Source organism: Agromyces sp. Y782 (genome assembly GCF_059445405.1).
This window is the reverse complement of sequence record NZ_JCAIUG010000001.1, coordinates 868998-884558: the sequence shown is the minus strand read 5'-3', so window position 1 is coordinate 884558 and position 15561 is coordinate 868998. Positions and strand designations below refer to the sequence as shown.

The window sequence follows — 15561 nt, the reverse complement described above, 5'->3', positions numbered from 1 at the left end:
GAACAGCGGCTCTACGACCTACACCGTCGATATGGCGTCCAACTCGTTGTGGACCGGTGAGATCAGGCTCTTGCGGATCGACCCGATCGACACGGTCGGGCGCGTCAACATCGACAGCGTCGTGGTTTCCGGAAGTGGCGCACTGTATGTGAATCGGCTGCTGAATGGGAGCTTCGAAGACCCGTCGACGACCTTCTACACGTACGAGCCCGCGGGGGTGTGGCAGTTCGCCGGGTCAGCAGGGGTTCAACGGAACACGAGTCCGTTCAGCGGTGCGCAGCGCGCGCCAGATGGCCAGCAGACGGCGTTCATCCAGGGCACGAACTCGGTATCGCAGGAGCTGAATCTCTCGGCCGCCTCCCACACGGTGACGTTCTCGCTCGCCCAGCGCACCAACAACGGCGGTGCGCAGGCGCTCGACCTCTATGTCGACGGCGTCAAAGTGAACGGTTCGGCATTCGTACCGCCATCGAGCGGGGCGTTCCAGACGTTCACATCACCCGCGTTCACGACAACGGCGGGCACCCATACGATCCAGTTCAAGGGAGCGAACGCGGGAGACAACACGGTATTCGTCGATCGGGTCACTATTCAGTGAGCCGACGCGACCGCCCAGAAGCAGGGTGCGGCGATCTCGTCGCACCCTGCGGGTGGTCGGGGAGGTTCAGGAGTGTCACGCCGACTTGCTTTCGTCGAACAGGATTCTCACGCGGAGGTCGTCGATCCGCGCGCTTGCTCAGTCGGCCGCGCGTCGCCGGAAGCGCACGATGACACCGCCGATGAGCAGCGCGAGTGCACCCGTCCCGACGAAGACCATCGACAGGCCATCGGTACCGGTTGCGGCCAGCCCGGGACCCTGCCCAGGGATGGGCGTGCTGCCGGCACCGGTCGGTGCCGCGATCACGGTCGGTGTCGCAAGCCCGAGGAACGCGACGATCTGGTGACCGCCCGGGTTGGACTGCACCGGCACCTCGAGCCAGTTGTTGGTGACCCAGACGTTGCCCGATTGGTCGACGGCGGTCGCCGTGTTGCGGGTCAGGCCGTCGAAGAAGAACCCCGTGACCTCCGGAGAGATGGGGTCACCGGTGGTGAGCCCAGCCGGACACGTCGACGGGTCGGCACCGCAGAACTCCGAGAGGCGCTTGCCCGCGAAGTTCGCGACCCAGACGTTGCCGTCGCCATCGGTCGAGATGCCCCAGGCGACTGTCGTGCCGCCGCCTTCGAACTCCGTCGCCGTGCCGTCGGGGGTGACGAGTGCGACCGAGCCGATCACCTCGTCGAGGCCGCTCACATCGCCGTCGGCGAACGGTCCGGTGCCGCCGGGGGCTGTCGGGCATGGGAGCGTGATGAGGCTCGAGTTCGACACCCAGACGTTGCCCGCGGCATCCCGAGCGAGTCCCATCGGGTTGTCGAAAGCCGCATTCGCGCCGGGTGATTCGGGCAGCAGGTTGCCGTCGTAGTCGACCATCGCGACCGAGCTGTTCACGATGCCCGAGATGACGAGTCCGCGCCCGTTGTCGACGATGTCGAACGGCTGCTCGAGCCCGAGACGGTCGTAGGGAAGGTTCACCGCCTGGGTCGGGTCCGCGTCGGGGTAGACGGTCACGGAGTCGTTGCCGCAATTGGCGGTCCAGATGGAGCCGTCGCCGGCGAACGTCATGCCTTGCGGCCAGAAGATGTCGCCCTGGGTGAAGCCCGTGTCGGGCGAGAGCGGCACTCCCTCTGAAGTGAAAGCCGAGTTGCTGTTGTGCGGCGGCTGGTCTGCCTCGGGGCAGAGGGGTGCTGGGGCGGCGAACCCGAAGTTGCTCACCCACACGTTGCCGCTCGCTGGGTCGAGCGCGATGCCGTAGCCGACACCGCTGAGGCCGCCGCCCGTGAAGGTCGTGAACTCGCCGGTCGGCGAGACCCGGAACAGCTTGTCGGAGCCGCACACCGGCGTGTTCGGGTCGGCGGCGTACTGGTAGTTGTTGTTGACCCAGATGTTGCCCTCGTGATCGATGGCGAAGTTGCCGGGGCCGCCGAGCGATTGACCGTCGCCGTCGAACCGCACCGCAAGGGTCCACGCTGCGGGCGGCGAGGCGAGCACCGGCAGGTCTGACGGCAGTCCAACGACCCCGGTGAGGCTGAAGACTCGGGCCGGGTCGGTGCCGGGGGCGCGTGCGATCGACGAGAATGCCCGGAAGCTATCGGTCGGGGCCGGCTCGCCGGGCACTGCGGCTGCGTCGAGCAGGGACGCGCAGACCCCGGTCGGGTGCGCGACCGGGTCGGCGAACGGCACATTCACGCACGCCGCGAGTGCGGCGGTCAGCGAGTCGAAGGCTGCCCACGTCGAGGTCTCCGTGCCGTTCGGTGAGGTCGTCAGTACTTCGCTGAGTGCGCCCGTCGCAGGGTCGGCGAGGTTCGCAGCCATTGCCGCGGAGTTGCGCACGCCCGGTGCGAGCCCCGCGACACCGTCGGGGATGACGAACTGGGCCATCGCGTACGCCATCGCTACGGTCGTGCGCTCGTTGAGGGTGACCGCGCTCGTGGAGGTCCCGGCCGGAAGAGCGACCGCCAGAGTCGCCGAAGGGCCGGCAGCGTCAACCGGGGCCGTCGCGGTCAGGTACGCGATGCCGTCTGAGGGAACACTGTCTGCGAAGGCGACCGAGAAGGCACCGGATGCCGCGGCCGTCGTCGTCGCCACCGGCGCGGTGCCGCCCGTCAGCCAGGCCTCGACGAGCCAGCCTGTCCAATCCGTGAGTGCGTCAGGCCCCTCGTAGACGGTCTCGATCACCCCCGACACGGTCGTGGGTGCCGCGGCGGCGGAGGCAACGGAGCCGGATCCGGCTCCGGCTCCGACCGAGGCGCTCGCGGCCGTGCCACCCCCGAGCGCCGCCGCGATACTCATGCCGACTATTGCAGTCCACCCCAGTGCTCGACGCATCCCCACCCCATCGTTGACGACCCCGTGCTCGTATGCGGGGTCAGCCTAGCGAACGTTTCAATTTAAGAACACGGCGCCCGGGACAACCACGCGTGGCGACGAGCCGTTCGTCGTCGACGCCTCGGATCCGTCAGTGCTCAGCGTGCGGTGGCGCCGGTCAGTGCCTTGAGTTCGGCCAGGGCCTCGCGGATCTGCTGGGCGAGCGTGCCCCGCGAGTCATCCGCGACCCATCGTTCGAAGCCGACGCGGAAGATCGTGACGCCGGACTCCGCTGCCAAGCTGGCGCTCAGCTCGGCAACGCCGGTGGAGCGGAGGGCGTCGGCCGCGGCCGATGCGAGAGCGGAGAGCTTCAAGAGTTCGCGCTCCATGAGGCTCGGGTTGGCGGCAATCGCCGCGGCACGAAGTCGCGCGTAGTCGCGCCGTTCCTCGAGGAGTGAGCCTGCGCTCATCATGGCTTCGCCGACAGTGTCGAGGGGCGACGCGGAAGCCCCGGAGGCGCCGGAAGCCTCGGCAGCTGCGATCGCGTGCACGACCGCGTCTTGTAGCTCGTTCGATGCGTCGAAGAGCACTTCGCGCTTGTCGCTGAAATGGCGGAAATAGGTGCGCTCGGTCACGCCCGCACGCTCGGCGATGTCAGCCACCGTCGTCTGCTCGAAGCCGCGCGCGGTGAACAGTTCGAGTGCGGCCTGCCGCAGGCGCCCCTGAGCGTCTGCCTCCCAACGTCCCATGGCGACCAGTCTAGTGATGACAGAGTCTGACATCAGGTGTATCGTGAGTGATGACAGAGACTGACATCAATTGAAGGAGTCACGCCATGCGCGTTTTCGTCACAGGAGCATCCGGATGGATCGGTTCCGCCGTCGTTCCCGAGCTGATCGCCGCCGGCCACCACGTGGTGGGCCTCGCCCGCTCGGACGAGTCGGCCGCCGCCGTCACCGCTGCGGGCGCCGAGGTGCTGCGCGGCAGCATCGACGACCTCGAGAATCTGCGTGCCGGTGCCGAGGCATCCGATGCCGTCATCCATCTCGCCTACAATCACGACTTCTCGAACTCCGCCGCCGCGGGCCGCACTGAGCGGGCAGTGGTCGAAGCGATCGGCGACACCCTCATCGGCTCCGATCGTCCGTTCCTCTTCGCTTCAGGGGTCTTCGGGCTCGCACAGGGGCGGGCAGGAACCGAGCGCGACCGCTCGGCGGCGGTCGGCCCCGACTCGCCGCGAGGGGGGAGTGAGCAGTTCGCGTTCGAGTACGTCGACCGTGGGGTGCACGCCGTGGCGCTCCGGTTCGCACCGACCGTGCACGGTGAGGGAGACTACGGTTTCGCGTCGGTGCTCGTGAGCATTGCGCAGGCGAAGGGTGTCGCCGGGTACGTCGGCGACGGCACCAACCACTGGCCCGCGGTGCACCGGCTGGATGTCGCGACCATGGTGGCCTCGGCGCTCGAGAAGGCGCCGGCTGGCGCTGTGGTGCACGGCGTCGCCGAACCCGGCATCCCGACCCGAGAGATCGCCGGCGCCATTGGGCGACAGCTGGGGATTCCGACCGTGTCGATAGAGCCCGCGAACATCGATGAGCACTTCGGCTGGATCGGACGCATCTTCGCCGCCGACGTTCAGTCGTCGAGCGCGATCACCCGGCAGTTGCTCGGGTGGACGCCGACGCATCCGACACTCCTCGAGGATCTGGCCGCCGGGTACTACACGCGCGGCTGAGAAGGCGACGGGCCGGGTGGCGCTTCAGCGACTGAGCGATCGATGCTGACGGATGTCGCGGCCGCACGCCTGCGGCGTCGAGCGCCCACCCGACCCCACGGCTTGAACACCGAGAGGGTCATCGCTGCGATCACGGCCGTCGACGAGACGATCGGCGGGAACACCATGGTCGACGTCACCTCGAGCGAGGCGCCGGTCGCGAGGGCGTCGAGCGCCGTGCCGGAGAGCTCCTCGGTGCCGGGCGCGAGCACCAGCACCACGAGGGTGACGAGCACGAGGTTCAGGGCGAGCTTTGCGAGCACCCACCAGTAGCGCACGAGTCCGTACTTGGAGCCGAGGCCGAGCACAGTGCCGCTCGCGAGGGTGAGCAACCCGATCGTGATGAGCGGCCACGTCGCGAAGGTGGCGATGCTCGCGGCTGCGGCGGCGGCTGGCTGCGCCTGCGCAGTGAACGCGGTCAAGACCAGGATGCCGAGCACGAGGTCGAGCCCGAGCCACGACCCTGCAGCGGCGATGTGGGTGACGAGCACGAGCTTCCTCGTGCGCGGCGACAGGCGGAAGCGGCCCAGGGTCGGCGGCGCGCCTGGACGGCCGGTGAGCGTCGACATGGTCGTTCCTCTCGTTCTCTCGTTCTCTCGCGGGTCTCGGGGTCTCGGGGTCTCGGGGTGTCGGGGGTGTCGTCGGTACTCGCACCAGCATCGCGGCGGCGCGCTCGATCGGCATCCGCCCGGGGGAGGCATCCGCGGTACGCCCCCCGGCGTACGCGTGCTGTGACGCGGGCGCGCGCGTGCTCACCCGTTCGGCAACGCGCGCCGCAACGCACGCGCGACCGGTTCGACAACGCTCGCCGCACCGCACGCGCGACCCGTTCGGCAACGCGCGCCGCACCCCTCATGCAACCCGTGCGGTGACGCGCGCCGGAACCGTCATGCGACTTCGGGGGGTCTTCGTTCGAGTTGGTCGGCGAGTCTGGTCGGGGATTTCGTGGTGTTGCGCCATCGGCTGCCGGGGTCGAGCCATGCGGGCGGGCGGATCTGCGGTGCACCGGCGATCATGCGGATACCCCACCCTGAGGTCTCGATCGCGCGGTGGTGGAACCAGCAGAGCAGTACGCCGTTGTCTGGATGGGTCGGGCCGCCGTCGACGTCGGGGATGACATGGTGGATCTCGCACCAGGATGCCGGCACGCTGCACCCGGGGATGAGGCAGCCGCCGTCGCGGAGCGTGATCGCCCGTCGCTGGTGGGGTGTGAAACAGCGATCGGGCGCGCCGAGCCGGATGATGCGGCCACGACCGTCGAACGTGACGTGCTGCGTGCCACCGGTGCACATCAGTTGCCTCGCCGCACGAAGCGACACCGGGATCTCGACACCGTCGGCGTGCGCCACACCGCGGCCGGTCTCGAGGTCGGAGGCGCGCACGCTGACGAGCACCGTCGGCGCCGACCCGCCGATGGAGGGGTGTTCACCGGAGCGGGCGGCAGTCGCGATGATCGCGGCCATCACGTCGTGGCGTTGCTGATCGGCGGTTCGGGTTTCGCCGTTGCGGGCGATGTCGGCACGTTCTTCAGCGGTCATGAACCCGCCGCCCGACCGCGGTGCGAGGTGCGCATCGAACAATCGACGCAGCCCCGCCGCGACTTCGGGCAGGAGTTCGCCGCTGACGGGGATGAGCCCGTCGCGGGCCCGCCCGAGGCGGAAGCCTCGCCGCCTCATCGCGCGTTCGTCGTCGGGTTCGGGGCCGTCTTGATCGAGGAACGCAGCCCACGCCTGCGCCTGCACCCGCAGCTCATCGACCGTACAGCGCACCGGGTGGGCCTCACCCGATGCGAGGGCGGCGGCGACGAGTTCGCGCTCGGCCGTGCGGAGGGCGACGGGGTCGGCCACTCGCCGGGTGCCGCCCAGCTCGCGCACGATCGTGCCCGCGGCATCCGCCCCCAACTCGCCATCGGCCAGCGCCGCCGCGACTTCGGGAAACCGTGCCTCCATCTGATCACCGGTCAAGCCTTGGCGGGAGCGGGTGGCGGCGCCGAGGGTGAGGCGCCGCCGGGCTTCACCGCCCGAGACCTGGCTGACCCGTTCGAGCATCTCGCCGGGCGTGCGGCAGCCGCGGCGGGTCGAGAGCCGTTCAGTGCCCAGCTCGACCCGGGAACGTTCCCCGATCTCACCGGCGCAGGCCACCCGGTGCGCGTCGATCACCCGACCGGCCGCCTCGACAGCTGCCGTCACAGCGAGCAACTCGTCGTCAGACCAACGCGCCGGATCACCCGGCCCCAGGACGTCGAGCAGCGTGGATCGCAACTGCTCGAACGCCTCGGCGGAAGTGGTCATGCTGCCATTCTGCCGCCACCCACCGACATTCGAACCGGCCCGAAACCATCGCAAAACCGCTGGTCAGACTGTGGATAACCTCACCCGCCACCACCCTGTGGAGGACGAGTCGCCGCGCCGTGGGTGCTCCAGCATTGCCGCGGCCACGGCCAGTGGTGATGGAGCACTACGTCGCCGGCCGCGAGACGGCCGACTCGGCGGCACGCTTGCGTTCTCGGTGCGCTTGGACGTTCACCCGGTTGCCACAGATCGCCCCGTCATGCCAGACCCTGGACGAGTTCTTCGACCGGTCGAAGAACGCCACCCGGCAGAGCGGGTTCGCACAGAGCTTGAGGCGTCGGAAGCGATCGTCGATGGATGCGATGGCGAGTTGAACGAGCACGTAGGAGCGCAGGAAGCCGACACCTTGACCGGTCGGGCGGAGACGTGCGGCCCCGGCGCTGAGCGTGATCGACGCCGGCTCTTCGGCGAACCGCCGCCCGTCGATGTACAGACCTGGGGGGCGTCTGATCGCCTCACGCAGCTCATCCCGGAACGACACCAGTTGCCGCAGACCGAGTCCATCCAACTCGAACCGGTCGACCGGAGTGTAGGGGTCGGCGTCGCGAAGCAGATCCAACGCCGCGTTCATCCAGGCCTGGCCGCTCTCGATCGAACCCAAGAGATCAGGCCTGGGAGGATTGCCGAAACTCGCGGTGTTCATGAGGTCTTGCACGAAGCCCAGTCCACCGGGAGCGCTCTCGTCTTCTCCAGAACGTCTGGTCGCCGGCCATCGCAGAGAAATGACACCCATACTGTCTCCCCCTTCGTCGATGAGAGACCGGATCTTGGGCGCCAGTCTAGAGGTTATCGACGGGATCGGTCGCGGGAGACCGGCGACCGATTCTCCACGCCTGGCCCTTCGGCTCCTTCCTCCGGGGTCAACGGACTCGCCACCGCAGCGTCGTCAACTGGGCGTCGAACAATTCCACGAGCAGGTCGGCCAGCGCGCCGACGGGATCTCCGTCGCCGATGGTGATGAAGCTGAATACGACCCACGCCCGCGGATCATCCGGAGAAGAGATCGTATAGGTGATGCGGCGCCCCGCATACCGCGTGAGCGCATCGGCCTCCGGCGTGGCCGCCTCCACGGACTCCTCTCGCAGAGCCGGCTGGCCGTCGACGTCGACGATCTGCACCTCGGCGGTGCTGTTGCCCGCCAACACCTGCAGCAGCGACAGTGGGGGAACCTCGTCGCGATCGGCATCCCGCCATTCCGATACGGTGTACGACGCCGGAACCGCGATCTCGCCCATGCGCTCCACCGGCAGGCAGATCAGTCCCGCTCCGGCAGACCTCGCCTGGCCGACGACGTGCAGGAGGCGCTTGCGCACCTCTTGCCGAAACGGGGTCGCACTGTCCCGAGGCACGTCGTCGGGCACGGTGCCGTGAGCCAGCTCGTCGAGACGACGATCGAGATCCACCCGGTCTGCCGCGTTGAGGGACAGGTTCTCCCATCCCGGGATATCCACGATCGTATAGGCGGTCATCGGTCGCTCCCTTCCGGACGGATCGTCCTCAGCAGGTTGATCATCGCGTTGTACAGCTCGTCGACGGCCTCCACCGGCACCGAATGCGCAGAGACGACGATGTCACGGCCCCAGCGGCGACGGACGAGGTCGATGCGCGACGTCAGGGAGCCATCTGGCGACTCCTCGAACGCCAGCACGGCCACTCCATCAGGGAGTTCATCGGGCAGGCTGCTCACCTGCGGGCGACCGAGCGGTCCGATCTTCCCCGTGCCGAGCCGATCGAGCAGATACTGGGTGTTCTCCTCGAGCGGCTCGAACACGCGCACGATTGCGGTGAGTGCGTGTTCGGCCAGAATGCCCGAGGCCTGGAAGAGTCCGGTCTCCACGCCGGGGCTCCACTCCGCGGGCAGCGGACCGATCAGCATCCGATCGACTGTCTCGGTCTGCGCGGTCACGGTCGCTCCTCTTTCGGATCGGCGTCTGCAGTGGTCAGCACGACATGCGAGAGATGCCAGCGGTTGCCACCCGGCGGCTCCTCGCCCTCGGTCGCACGTCTCGTGCCTGGAAGGTCGACACTGTCCCAGTGCTCGACGGGCACGGCATACACCGGTCGGGTCGAGCCGGAGTCGCCAACTGCGGTGTTCGAATCGTTCATGGCTGCCGCACTCCTGATGCGGACGCTGCCGCGTTCTGACGCGCCGGAATGAGTTGCACGTCCCAGATGTCCACGGTGTTCGACGTGCCGGGAACCTGCAAGGCGTTCGGGACTCTCGTGTTGCTCACCACCTCGAACTTCTCACCGCGTTGGAAGAGCACCTCGAGCTCACGCTGCGCGCTGTGCTCGGAGATGTCACGCCCGAGACCGTCGGTCTTCAGCGTGAACCGGGTGCCCTCCCCGCCCTGCTTGGCGATGAAGCCGTCCGCCACCTTCAGGTCCGTCGAAGTGGAGAGATAGGCGGGATCCGAGTAGATGTCCCCCTTCTTCAAACCTGCCCCATAGTTCCCCTCCACGCCGCGATAGGTGGTGATGGGGTCTTTCATCACAGGTGCCTCTTGTATCCGCGTGTCGAGATCGGCGATCTTCTTGTCGATCTCGGGGTTCGCGGGGACTTTGCCGTCCGCACGATCTCGCAGATAGGAATTGAGCTCCTTGTAGCCCCCGCCGGTGTACTGATCGATGCGATAGCCCTCCTTGGCTGCGGCGGCGGCCTCGAGAGCGTCCAGGCGCTTGATCTCGGCAAGCTTGGCCGCTTCGGCGGGGGACAGGCCGTTCAACCGCCTCGGCCGCCACGGCTGTGCCGGGCGAACGGGCGCCGGGGGCTCCGGCGTGGACGCGACCGGTGTCTCCGGGCGAACGGGCACCGGCGTCTCCGGGCGGACGGGCACCGGGGGCTCCGGCGTGGACGCGACCGGCGTCACCGGGCGGGAGGATGCCGGCGATACCGGGAGAGAAGCCGGCGGGGTCGCCGACCCGGAGGGCGCCGCCCTCACGGCGCGCTTCGCCGCCACCCCGATCGCCTTGGCACCGCCGAATGTCAGGAAGCTGGCGATCGACAGGCCGATGTCGAGCCACGATCCCTCTCCCATGGCGACCAAAGTGACCTCGGCGACGAAGACGATCGCCTCGAGTACTGAGGCGATCGTCATCAGTGCCGCGGCGATCGCCGGCCCGATCCCCGGGATCAGCAGCGCGATCGCAGCCAGCACCATCCCGATGATCGCGAGGACCTCCACGAGGATCTTCAGGAACTTGGCGAACGCGTACTTGAAGCGGTCCCAGCCGGAGTCCTTCAGTCCGTCGTTGAATCCGTCGCGCACCGTCGCGGCTGCCTGCTGACCGGCGCGGTCGAACTCGTTCAAGACGGCGGACAGCCTGTCCTTCGCGGCCTGCAGGCGTGCGGCCGAGGCATCCGTCGCCGACAGCTTCTCGTCGTTCAGGTGCTGCTGTTCCGAGGTGAGCTCGATGCCCGGCTCGGCCACCACGAGAACCATCGCATCGGCATTGGCCCGCGCACCGCTCGCATCGATCGCGTCATCGAGGGCGGCTGCTGACCCGGTGAGTGCCACGTCGACCGCCGGCTGGAACTCGACGAGCGCCCTCACGACCGCGTCGTAGCGCCCGACGGCCTGATTCAGATCCTTCGCCACATCACCCGCGGCCGATCGCAACTCATCCGCGTACTCGCCGCGCAAAGCCTCGCCCGAACCGATGCGCGACAATCGCCGGCCCTCGACGCGCAGCATCTCAGCCAGCGACCGGAAATGCCCCAGCTGCTCATCGATCGCGGACGTGTCGGCATTCACCGGATCCGAACGGCGATCGAGCAGGTCCCATCGACCCGGCCGCTCAGCCATTCTGCGTCTCCTTGACCTGCAGGCTGTCGGCGAGCTGCTTCTCTGCATCCGTCCAGGTCGCGCAAGCCGTATCGACGCGGTCGCTCAGCTTGCCGAGCCGGTCGAGGATCTTGTCGCGGTGAACGTACCAGTTGTCGACGAACTCCTTCATGGCCCGCGAGAGATCGTCCTGGCCCCAGATGCTGTGATTCTGCTCGGCATTGTCCTTCGCATCCGTGAACGCCTCGCGGATCGCCTTGAGATCGCGGTTCGTGTCGTCGAGTGTCGCGTCGACGATCAGGTCGGGGGCCATGGACTCTTCTTCCTCTGTTCTGCGGGCGGGGTCATTCGACGAGCGTCGGCACTTGGAGCGTCTGCAGCGCGCCGTCGCCGAGGTGCACGATCGCGCGACCGGGAGCGACGGGCGCCGTCGTGACCGACCGCGGGATACGCACGCCCAGGAGGTCGCCATCGAATTGGTTGCGCGGACTCAGCAGTGCGCCGCGCTGATTGTTGCGGATATCCGTCTGCCAGCCCATGAAGCCGCCGCCGACCTCAGCCGCGTTCCCGCCGAGCACGACACCACGACCATTGCCTGCCGCGCCGCGGATCCAGTCGCGCAGGAAATCCTTGGCCGGCATGTCGCGAACGAGCTCTCCGTCGTCAACCACCAGAACGACGGGACCATCGACGTCGAGGGCGTCCTGCAGCTCGTCTGCGTCGATGTCGGTGCGCTCGAACACGGTGCGCATGCCGGGGTGACCGGCGAAGAGCCCGGGCAGCGGCGAGCGGCGCGGCGCGATGAGCACCACCGACGTGCCGGCGTCGAGCAGCGATCGGGTCATGGTTGCGAGCAGGTTGCTGCGCCCGGAACGCGGCGGACCGGCGACGAGGAACGTCGGCGAGCCCTCCGCGAGGTCGACGCCGATCGAGGTCAGTTCGTCGCCGCCGACTCCGAGCATCGCCCAGAGCGCCGGAGCGCTGGCGTTCGTGGGGTAGAGCGACGCGTCGTCCCAAGAGAGCAGCGCCGGCAGCAGGTCGATGCGCATCGGGCGCAGGCGGGCCGGTACGTCCCGATCGCGCTCGCGCGCGCGCATCGCGATCTCGGTGAGCGCTCCCGCCTGAGCCGCCGCGGTCGGGTCGGCGGCGAGGAGGGCGACCTGAGCCTCCTGACCCGTCGATGCACGCACCATGCGCCCGTCGGGGATGCTCTGGGCGACCTTGCGCGGGTTCAGGCCACCCAGGCCGTAGTCGCTGCGATCGGCGAGGCGCAGCATCCATTTCTCCTCTGTCAGCACGCTGATGCGCCCGGACAGCAGCGATCGGTCGCCGGCGAGGATCAGATGGATGCCCGCGCTCGCCCCCTCTCGGAGGAAGCCCAGCACCTGCTCGACCAACGCACCGCCGTCGAGGTCGCCGAACGTACTGGTGAAGCTCTCCCAGCGATCGAGCAGCACGACCATGTGCGCAAGGCGTTGGTCGGCATCGGCTTGAGCCCGCTGCTCGGTGATGTCGGCGACGCCGAGTCTGCCCAGCAACTCCTGGCGGCGGGTCAGCTCGGCCTGCAGCCGGTCGAACAGCCGTACGACTCGTTCGCGCTCGCTGCGCTGGACGATGGCTCCGGTGTGCGGCAGTCGGGAGAGCGGAAGCAATGCCCCGTTGCCCATGTCGATGCCGAAGAGGTGCAGATCAGCACTCGAGACGGTGTCGGCCAGCGCGCCGGCGATCGTGCGCAAGGCCTGGGATCGCCCGCTCCGGGCGGATCCGGCGATGAAGAGATGGCTCAGTTCGGCCAGATCGATGGCCACCGGGTGCTGCGATTGCTCGCTGGGCAGGTCGCCGAGCGCCCACGACACGGGTGGCAGCCGCGCGCTGTCGACGTGCTGGGGAACGCCGACGCTCGGGAGATCTCCGCGCAGGACGACCTCGGCCAGGGCGGCCAGCCACGGGGAGCGGTTCGGCGGCAGATCGAGGTCGAGCGCGGCCTCTCGAGCGGCCTCCACGACGCGGGACAGATCAGTGTTCTCCCCTTGCGCCGTGTCAGATCGCGGGGAGGCGGGGAGCGGATAGCCGGCGGATGCCCAGCCGAGCTCAGTGATCACGGGCGTGGCCAGGGGCTCTGGGCCGCCGACCGACAGGCTACGGCCCCCGACCCGCGCTGTCTGGAAGGGAATGAGCGACGAGTGCCCGAGTCGCACATAGGCGCGACCGGGTACCGATGCGGAGATGCGCGCGGCGTCCGGGGCATCGATGACGTCGCTGCTGTCTGCGACGTCGGTCACGCGCAGCGAGATGCGCAGGTTGGTGTTCGCGCGGATCTCCGACGAGACGACGCCCGATGGTCGCTGCGTCGCGAGGATGAGATGGATGCCGAGCGAGCGTCCACGCTGGGCGACATTGACGAGCCCGGTCACGAAGTCGGGCAGCTCCCGTGCCATCGAGGCGAATTCGTCGATGACGATGAGCAGCCGCGGCATCGGCGCGGTGGCACCGGCCTTGCTCTGATCGCGCGCGACGATGTAGTCCTCGATGTCCTTCGCGCCGGCGCCGGCGAGCTGGTGTTCGCGCCGCGTGAGCTCCGCCCCGAGGGACGTCAGCGCGCGCTCGACGAGGTGGGCATCGAGATCGGTGACCATCCCGACGGTGTGCGGCAGTCGCACGGCGTCCTTGAATGCCGCACCGCCTTTGTAGTCGACGAGCACGAAGTTCATCTCGTCCGGACGGTTGGCGACCGCGAGGCTCGCGACGAGAGTCTGCAGAAGTTCCGATTTGCCGGCTCCGGTGGTTCCGGCGACGAGCCCATGAGGGCCGTCTGCGACGAGGTCGATCGAGAACGGACCATCGAGCGATACCCCGATCGTCGCGCGGGTGCTGCGCGCTGCCCCGGCCCAGCCTGCCGCCAGCCCGCGGGCGCTCACCGGCTCGAGTTGCATGACCTCGGTCAGTCGTGCGGCGCTCGGGATGGCGTCGCCCTCGTCGTCACCCGTGTCACGGATCGGCGCGATGGAGCGTGCGACGTCTTCGAACCAGTCGTGATCGACCTCGTCGAGCCGGAGGTTCTGAACGGCTTCGTGCGAGGACCGGCGCACCACGGCGCGCCCGCCCGGGCGGAGGGCGACGACGGAGTCGCACTCCTCGGGTAGCGAGCGTTCGCTGTCGTCGATGCAGATGGCGTAGACACCGACCGCCGGACCATCGCGCAGGACGCCTGCGACGCCCGGATAGCTGCGAAGCCGCCTGGCCCCGTCCCAGACGACGACGACGTCCGGCGGGAAGCGCACGTTCCGGGCGCTCCCGGAGGAGGACCGCTGCTGGCGGTCGGCGACGAGCTGTACCAGCTCCGCCACGCGCCGGCCGACCGTGTCGGCGTCGTTGCCGACAAGAGCCCGCGCATCCTGCCCGAGGGCCGGTACCACCTGCGGCAGCCAGGACGTCCAGCCCCAGTCGTGGTCGTTCTCACCGGAAGTGAGCACCACCAGCTGCACGTCACGCGGGCTCTGCAGCACCGCGAGTTGGGCGACGAGCCACTTGGCGAGCCCGCGCGCCGGACCCGGGAGACCGGCGATGCCGAGTACTCCGGAGTCGGCGAGCGGGATCGTCGTCGGAACATCCTTCAATACGCCCGGCATCCTTCGGCGATACTCCAGCGGCTCGCGCATGTCTTCGACGACGACGGCGCTGGGCAGGTTCGCGGTGCCGACGCGCACGAGCAGGTGGTCGTCATCGGTGGGCCGACGCTCCCAGAGCCTCACCCCGGGCGCAGCAGCGATCGTCCAGAGATCTGCGGCGCTGGGAGCGGCGATGAGCATCGCAGCGCGTTCACGGTCGTGCTGTTCGGCGATGTCGGCTTCGATGTGCGCGACCGTCTCGCGGTGCTCTTTCACCTTGGCGCCGTGGCTGCGTCGCCCCTGCCGCCGGGCTGTCAGCGAGTTCGCGATCGCCATGACCGGCGACAGCAACGCGAGCGCAAGGAATCCGAATGACTGAAAGATGATGGCCGAGACGACTCCGGCGACCAGGGGAAGGAGCACCGCCAGCCACGGAAGCGAGCTCTTGGCCTGGAACGCGGGTGCTGCCGGGATGCGGAACACCTGGTCGGCCCGGGCGGAACCGAGTCGGGGTGGCCGGTTGAAATCGAGCGCACTGCCGTCATCCGAGGGTTCGAGTACTGCCACGGTCTCGGTGACGCTGCGTTGCTGCATCAGCGAATCACCGAAGCTCAGGTTCGCCCCGTCGGGCCACGACGCGAACTCCTCGGTGAGTGTCTCGCCGCCGAGCTCTGCCCGCACATGGGCGGAGGCCGTGCGCACCTGCACCCGCATCTGCATGTCGACCGCCACGACGAATCCTTGAGCCGGCAGTGCGCGCAGTACAGCGTCGTTCGTGGGCGCGCTGCCCAGTGAGTGCTGACCGGGGCCGAGGCGCACCACTTCGCCGGATCCAGGACCGCTCGCGATGCCCACATCGACGAGACCGTTCGCCGCCCGGTGGCCGGCAGACGAATCGCCGCCGATCGCGATCACCGAGCCTTGGCGAACACCCGCTGCACGGAGCGATACGGCGGGATCGATGCCCACGCCGGAGACCGTGACATTCTCGTCGCCCGTCGCCGCTGTCACGCGGTCGGCTCCCATCCGCCGCAGTACTTCGGCGACCGGAGCCTCGGCCTCAGCATCGATGAAGAAGTCGCGGAGGGCGTCCGTGTTGTCGCGCAGTGTCACTGCAATTCGCATGATCCGGTTTCTCCGGGTT

General features: G+C 68.6%; 12 protein-coding genes. 1 reads left to right on the top strand and 11 read right to left on the bottom strand.

The genetic code is table 11. The features are described 5' to 3' along the window. Positions 1 to 736 precede the first annotated feature (736 nt). Positions 737 to 2887, bottom strand: coding sequence for an NHL repeat-containing protein (locus AC1C2S_RS04085; protein WP_495351264.1), 2151 nt, complete (start codon positions 2885 to 2887; stop codon positions 737 to 739). Positions 2888 to 3060: 173 nt separating this feature from the next. After that, entirely contained in the window at positions 3061 to 3651 is a 591-nt protein-coding gene (locus AC1C2S_RS04080) for a TetR/AcrR family transcriptional regulator (RefSeq protein WP_495351263.1), read from the bottom strand. Positions 3652 to 3737: 86 nt separating this feature from the next. Here AC1C2S_RS04080 and AC1C2S_RS04075 point away from each other — a divergent pair, with 86 nt between their 5' ends. Beyond that, a complete protein-coding gene (locus tag AC1C2S_RS04075; RefSeq protein WP_495351262.1) occupies positions 3738 to 4634 on the top strand; it encodes an SDR family oxidoreductase in 897 nt (298 codons plus the stop codon). Here the strand turns inward: AC1C2S_RS04075 and AC1C2S_RS04070 are convergent. The 9 genes from AC1C2S_RS04070 to AC1C2S_RS04030 all read right to left on the bottom strand — a co-directional run bounded on the left by AC1C2S_RS04070 (position 4619) and on the right by AC1C2S_RS04030 (position 15542). Next, on the bottom strand, positions 4619 to 5242 hold the full coding sequence (locus tag AC1C2S_RS04070) for a hypothetical protein (RefSeq protein WP_495351261.1): 624 nt from the start codon (positions 5240 to 5242) through the stop codon (positions 4619 to 4621). The genes AC1C2S_RS04075 and AC1C2S_RS04070 overlap by 16 nt on opposite strands. A gap of 318 nt (positions 5243 to 5560) precedes the next feature. Continuing rightward, on the bottom strand, positions 5561 to 6964 hold the full coding sequence (locus tag AC1C2S_RS04065; RefSeq protein ID WP_495351260.1) for an HNH endonuclease signature motif containing protein: 1404 nt from the start codon (positions 6962 to 6964) through the stop codon (positions 5561 to 5563). 166 nt (positions 6965 to 7130) lie between these two features. Continuing rightward, positions 7131 to 7757: a CGNR zinc finger domain-containing protein gene (locus AC1C2S_RS04060; RefSeq protein WP_495351259.1), complete on the bottom strand. Its 627-nt coding sequence runs from the start codon at positions 7755 to 7757 to the stop codon at positions 7131 to 7133. Positions 7758 to 7884: 127 nt separating this feature from the next. Further along, on the bottom strand, positions 7885 to 8493 hold the full coding sequence (locus AC1C2S_RS04055; RefSeq protein ID WP_495351258.1) for a hypothetical protein: 609 nt from the start codon (positions 8491 to 8493) through the stop codon (positions 7885 to 7887). Beyond that, the gene (locus AC1C2S_RS04050; protein WP_495351257.1) at positions 8490 to 8930 is read right to left on the bottom strand and encodes a hypothetical protein; all 441 of its coding nucleotides are present in this window, start codon (positions 8928 to 8930) and stop codon (positions 8490 to 8492) included. The genes AC1C2S_RS04055 and AC1C2S_RS04050 overlap by 4 nt, the downstream gene beginning before the upstream one ends. Beyond that, on the bottom strand, positions 8927 to 9130 hold the full coding sequence (locus AC1C2S_RS04045) for a hypothetical protein (protein ID WP_495351256.1): 204 nt from the start codon (positions 9128 to 9130) through the stop codon (positions 8927 to 8929). The genes AC1C2S_RS04050 and AC1C2S_RS04045 overlap by 4 nt, the downstream gene beginning before the upstream one ends. After that, the gene (locus AC1C2S_RS04040; protein WP_495351255.1) at positions 9127 to 10830 is read right to left on the bottom strand and encodes an ADP-ribosyltransferase; all 1704 of its coding nucleotides are present in this window, start codon (positions 10828 to 10830) and stop codon (positions 9127 to 9129) included. The genes AC1C2S_RS04045 and AC1C2S_RS04040 overlap by 4 nt, the downstream gene beginning before the upstream one ends. Continuing rightward, on the bottom strand, positions 10823 to 11122 hold the full coding sequence (locus tag AC1C2S_RS04035) for a hypothetical protein (protein WP_495351254.1): 300 nt from the start codon (positions 11120 to 11122) through the stop codon (positions 10823 to 10825). Before AC1C2S_RS04035 ends, AC1C2S_RS04040 begins: the two co-directional genes overlap by 8 nt. A 31-nt stretch (positions 11123 to 11153) precedes the next feature. Continuing rightward, positions 11154 to 15542, bottom strand: coding sequence for an FtsK/SpoIIIE domain-containing protein (locus tag AC1C2S_RS04030; RefSeq protein ID WP_495351253.1), 4389 nt, complete (start codon positions 15540 to 15542; stop codon positions 11154 to 11156). Between the last annotated feature and the right edge of the window lie 19 nt (positions 15543 to 15561).

Bases quoted from the DNA above. Each gene is read 5' to 3' on its own strand.
- AC1C2S_RS04060 (WP_495351259.1), bottom strand. From the start codon at position 7,757: ATGGGTGTCATTTCTCTGCGATGGCCGGCGACCAGACGTTCTGGAGAA.
- AC1C2S_RS04055 (WP_495351258.1), bottom strand. From the start codon at position 8,493: ATGACCGCCTATACGATCGTGGATATCCCGGGATGGGAGAACCTGTCC.
- AC1C2S_RS04030 (WP_495351253.1), bottom strand. From the start codon at position 15,542: ATGCGAATTGCAGTGACACTGCGCGACAACACGGACGCCCTCCGCGAC.
- AC1C2S_RS04075 (WP_495351262.1), top strand. From the start codon at position 3,738: ATGCGCGTTTTCGTCACAGGAGCATCCGGATGGATCGGTTCCGCCGTC.
- AC1C2S_RS04065 (WP_495351260.1), bottom strand. From the start codon at position 6,964: ATGACCACTTCCGCCGAGGCGTTCGAGCAGTTGCGATCCACGCTGCTC.
- AC1C2S_RS04040 (WP_495351255.1), bottom strand. From the start codon at position 10,830: ATGGCTGAGCGGCCGGGTCGATGGGACCTGCTCGATCGCCGTTCGGAT.
- AC1C2S_RS04085 (WP_495351264.1), bottom strand. From the start codon at position 2,887: ATGAGTATCGCGGCGGCGCTCGGGGGTGGCACGGCCGCGAGCGCCTCG.
- AC1C2S_RS04070 (WP_495351261.1), bottom strand. From the start codon at position 5,242: ATGTCGACGCTCACCGGCCGTCCAGGCGCGCCGCCGACCCTGGGCCGC.
- AC1C2S_RS04045 (WP_495351256.1), bottom strand. From the start codon at position 9,130: ATGAACGATTCGAACACCGCAGTTGGCGACTCCGGCTCGACCCGACCG.
- AC1C2S_RS04035 (WP_495351254.1), bottom strand. From the start codon at position 11,122: ATGGCCCCCGACCTGATCGTCGACGCGACACTCGACGACACGAACCGC.
- AC1C2S_RS04080 (WP_495351263.1), bottom strand. From the start codon at position 3,651: ATGGGACGTTGGGAGGCAGACGCTCAGGGGCGCCTGCGGCAGGCCGCA.